At 70.8% G+C, this 3,735-nt stretch carries 2 protein-coding genes and 1 pseudogene; 1 reads left to right on the top strand and 2 read right to left on the bottom strand.

Annotated elements, in window-relative coordinates:
* Both AOJ26_RS13805 and AOJ26_RS13800 read right to left on the bottom strand, forming a co-directional pair.
* Positions 1-962: pseudogene (locus tag AOJ26_RS13805) on the bottom strand (DEAD/DEAH box helicase); the annotation flags it as partial.
* 39 nt (positions 963-1,001) lie between these two features.
* Positions 1,002-1,838 (bottom strand): class I SAM-dependent methyltransferase, encoded by an 837-nt coding sequence (locus AOJ26_RS13800; protein ID WP_086723735.1) that lies wholly within the window; start codon positions 1,836-1,838, stop codon positions 1,002-1,004.
* A 366-nt stretch (positions 1,839-2,204) separates the two neighbouring features.
* On the opposite strand from AOJ26_RS13800, the gene rpsA reads away from it, so the two are divergent.
* Entirely contained in the window at positions 2,205-3,707 is a 1,503-nt protein-coding gene (rpsA, locus tag AOJ26_RS13795) for a 30S ribosomal protein S1 (RefSeq protein WP_053848553.1), read from the top strand.
* Positions 3,708-3,735: the final 28 nt, after the last annotated feature.

Here is a 3,735-nt window from a genome sequence, read left to right as displayed (position 1 = left end):
GCTGCCGGCCGGTGGCCTGCGAGGCCCGCACGGTCGCCAGCGCGCTCAGCCCGCGCGCGTGGTCGACGCGCGGTTCCCGCGCGAGCCCCGAGTCGACGACCACCCGCACCCCTGGCACGGTCAGGGACGACTCCGCCACGGCGGTCGCGAGCACCACCCGGCGCCGCTCCCCGCCCGCCAGCACCGCGTCCTGCACGGCCGCCGGCGCCCGCCCGTGCACCTGGAGCACCTCCACGTCACCGAGCCCGCCCAACTGTCCGGCCACACGCGCGATCTCGCCCACGCCCGGCAGGAAGCACAGCACGTCCCCCGGCCGCTCGGACAGCGCCCGCCGCACGACCGTGCGGCGGCCGTACGGGACGCGCGGGCGGCGCCCACACGACCTCCACCGGGTGCGAGACACCCTCCGCCTCGACCACGGGCGCCTCGCCCAGCAGCCGCGCCCAGCCCTGCGCGTCGGTCGTCGCGGACGCGGCCACCAGCCTCAGCTCCGGCCGCAGGGTCTGGCGCACGTCCCACAGGAAGGCCGCCGTGGTGTCCGCGTCCAGATGCCGCTCGTGGCACTCGTCGAGCACGACCACGTCGACGCCCGCGAGCTCCTGGTCGCGCTGGAGCCGCTGGAGCAGCACCCCCGTCGTGACGACCTCCACGCGCGTGTGCGCTCCGACCACCCGCTCGCCGCGCACGGTGTACCCGACGCTCGCGCCGACCTGCTCGCCCAGCAGCCACGCCATCCGCCGGGCGGCCGCGCGGGCGGCGATCCGGCGGGGTTCGGCGACGACGACGTTCCGCGCGGGTGCGCCGGAGTCCAGCAGGCCCGCGAGCACCAGCGGGACGAGGGTCGTCTTGCCGGTGCCGGGCGGTGCCACGAGGACCGCCGTGCCGTGCCCCTCCAGGGCGTCGCCCAGCGCGGGCAGGGCACTGCGTACGGGAAGGGCGTCCAGGGCGTCGTAACGGATCACACCCCTAGTGTCGTACGGCCGCCAAAACGCCCCCGTACGTCAGTCCCGTTCGCACACGAAGATCGCCGAGCCCGGGATCAGGCTGCCGCGCAGCGGGGACCAGCCGCCCCACTCCGAGGTGTTCCAGGCCGGCCACTCCGGCTCCACCAGGTCGACCAGGCGGAAACCGCCGGCGACCACGTCACGGACCCGGTCGCCGATCGTGCGGTGGTGCTCGACGTAGACCGCGCGGCCCTCCTCGTCCTGCTCGACGTAGGGCGTGCGGTCGAAGTAGGAGGCGGAGACGGACAGGCCCTCGGGGCCGGGCTCGTCCGGGAAGGCCCAGCGGATGGGGTGCGTCACCGAGAAGACGAAGCGGCCGCCCGGGCGCAGGACGCGGTGCACCTCCTTCAGCACCAGCACGGGGTCGGCGACGAACGGCAGGGCGCCGTACGCCGAGCACGCCAGGTCGAAGGAGCCGTCCGCGAAGGGCAGCGCGCCCGCGTCGGCGCACACCAGGGGGAAGGACGCACCGATGCGCAGCGCGTGCTGGAGCTGGCGGTGGGAGATGTCGAGGGCGACCGGGCGGGCTCCCTGGGCGGCCAGCCAGCGCGCGCACTGGGCGGCGCCGGCGCCGATCTCCAGGACGTCCCTGCCCTTGAGGTCCTCCGGCGGGCCCAGCAGCTCCGCCTCCACCTCGTCGAGGCCCTCGGGGCCCCACACGAAGCGGTCGTCGCCGAGGAAGGTGCCGTGCTCGACCTGGTACTCGTCCGCGTTGCGGTCCCACCAGCCGCGGTTGGCCCGGGCGCTCTCGGTGACATCCGCGTCACGCCGGGTGGCCTGCGACTCCGCGTCCGGGCCGGACTCCTGCTGGTGCGATGCGGGCTCTTGGATGATGGGCTCCCTCGTCGTACTCTTCCGTCCAACCCGTCGCGGCGGCCGTCATAAATGGGGCGCCGTCACGCGCGCGTGGCCTCGTGAGACAGGTTTTGTGCCGGGTATGCGGCGATCCGCCCCGGGTGTGCGCCTTCGCGCATTGACCCTGTCCGGCTGCCCCCGTATGCTACAAGTTGCGCTGCGGGCCTGCGCACCTCAGACGTAGCAGGCTGCGCTCGCATCTGTTGTATGTCCCCTCGGTTGTCGAGGCGCCACCAGTGGTTTTGTGTGGCGCTTCCTTGGCTGTCCGGCTTCTTCAGAGCGAAACGGGCTCCCGGCGTAAGCAGTACCTACGACTTCAATGTCCGTACCGGAGCCCTTTCCCACATGACGAGCAGCACCGAGACCACCGCCACCACCCCGCAGGTAGCGGTCAACGACATCGGTAACGAGGAAGCCTTCCTCGCCGCGATCGACGAGACGATCAAGTACTTCAACGACGGCGACATCGTCGACGGCGTCATCGTGAAGGTCGACCGGGACGAGGTCCTGCTCGACATCGGTTACAAGACCGAAGGCGTTATCCCGAGCCGCGAGCTCTCGATCAAGCACGACGTCGACCCCAACGAGGTCGTCGCCGTCGGTGACGAGATCGAGGCCCTTGTTCTCCAGAAGGAGGACAAGGAAGGCCGCCTGATCCTCTCGAAGAAGCGCGCCCAGTACGAGCGTGCCTGGGGCACCATCGAGAAGATCAAGGAAGAGGACGGGATCGTCACCGGTACCGTCATCGAGGTCGTCAAGGGTGGTCTCATCCTCGACATCGGCCTCCGTGGCTTCCTCCCGGCCTCCCTGGTCGAGATGCGCCGCGTCCGCGACCTCCAGCCCTACGTGGGCAAGGAGCTCGAGGCCAAGATCATCGAGCTGGACAAGAACCGCAACAACGTGGTCCTGTCCCGCCGTGCCTGGCTGGAGCAGACCCAGTCCGAGGTCCGCCAGACGTTCCTCACGACCCTCCAGAAGGGTCAGGTCCGCTCCGGCGTGGTCTCCTCGATCGTCAACTTCGGTGCCTTCGTGGACCTGGGTGGCGTCGACGGTCTGGTCCACGTCTCCGAGCTCTCCTGGAAGCACATCGACCACCCCTCCGAGGTTGTCGAGGTCGGCCAGGAAGTCACCGTCGAGGTCCTCGACGTCGACATGGACCGCGAGCGTGTCTCCCTGTCGCTGAAGGCGACCCAGGAAGACCCGTGGCAGCAGTTCGCCCGCACCCACCAGATCGGCCAGGTCGTGCCCGGCAAGGTCACGAAGCTGGTTCCGTTCGGTGCGTTCGTCCGCGTGGACGAGGGCATCGAGGGTCTGGTCCACATCTCCGAGCTGGCCGAGCGCCACGTGGAGATCCCGGAGCAGGTCGTCCAGGTCAACGACGAGATCTTCGTCAAGGTCATCGACATCGACCTCGAGCGCCGCCGCATCAGCCTCTCGCTGAAGCAGGCCAACGAGGCCTTCGGTTCGGACCCGGCGACGGTCGAGTTCGACCCGACCCTGTACGGCATGGCCGCGTCCTACGACGACCAGGGCAACTACATCTACCCCGAGGGCTTCGACCCCGAGACCAACGACTGGCTCGAGGGCTACGAGACCCAGCGCGAGGCGTGGGAGCACCAGTACGCCGAGGCGCAGACCCGCTTCGAGCAGCACCAGCAGCAGGTCATCAAGTCCCGCGAGGCCGACGCCGCTGCTGCGGCCGAGGGCGGGGACGCGGCCGGTGCGGCTCCGGCCGCGGGCGGCGGTGGCGGTTCGTACTCCTCCGAGGGTGCGGACACCTCCGGCGCGCTGGCCTCGGACGAGGCGCTCGCCGCGCTGCGCGAGAAGCTGGCCGGCGGCCAGAGCTGAACGCTCACTGAGCTGTAGCTCCTGAACT

This window comes from Streptomyces sp. NRRL B-24085 (assembly GCF_001282115.1).
In the GTDB taxonomy this organism is placed as follows: domain Bacteria; phylum Actinomycetota; class Actinomycetes; order Streptomycetales; family Streptomycetaceae; genus Streptomyces.
Note: the sequence above shows the minus strand (reverse complement) of the source record. Positions and strands in the feature narration are given on the sequence as shown.

Coding starts and splice junctions, on each gene's coding strand:
- rpsA (WP_053848553.1), top strand. CDS start 2,205: ATGACGAGCAGCACCGAGACCACCGCCACCACCCCGCAGGTAGCGGTC.